The sequence below is a fragment of the Dactylosporangium sucinum genome (assembly GCF_014647515.1).
In the GTDB taxonomy this organism is placed as follows: Bacteria; Actinomycetota; Actinomycetes; order Mycobacteriales; family Micromonosporaceae; genus Dactylosporangium; species Dactylosporangium sucinum.
The window spans coordinates 1-350 of the sequence record NZ_BMPI01000211.1; the positions used below are offsets into that span (position 1 = coordinate 1).

Consider the following 350-nt stretch of genomic DNA (forward strand, 5'->3'; position numbering starts at 1 on the left):
CCACCCTCCCCACACTGCGCCAACGCGTCCTCGCCGGCTACATCCTCGCCACCCCGTTCCTGCAGGCGTTCTCCGCGGTGCTGCTGCCGCTGTCCCTCGCCATGATCGTGTGGCTCAAGGTGCCGGTGTTCGTGGCGATGCTCATGTACGCGCCGTTCCTACCGATCCTCATCACCCTCGCCACCCAGGTGATCGGCCTGCGCGAGTTCGCCCGCGCGTACCGGCAGAAGGTGCTGTGGCGGCACTACGCGTTCCTGCTCATCGGGGCGCCGATCTACCAGTGGGTGCTCATGGGCGCCGCGTTCTGGGCCGTCTGGCAGCACGTCGACGGCAACACCACCTGGCACAAG

At 67.7% G+C, this 350-nt stretch carries 1 pseudogene; it reads left to right on the top strand.

Annotated elements, in window-relative coordinates:
- Positions 1-350 (top strand): annotated as a pseudogene (locus tag IEZ31_RS55885) (glycosyltransferase); the annotation flags it as partial.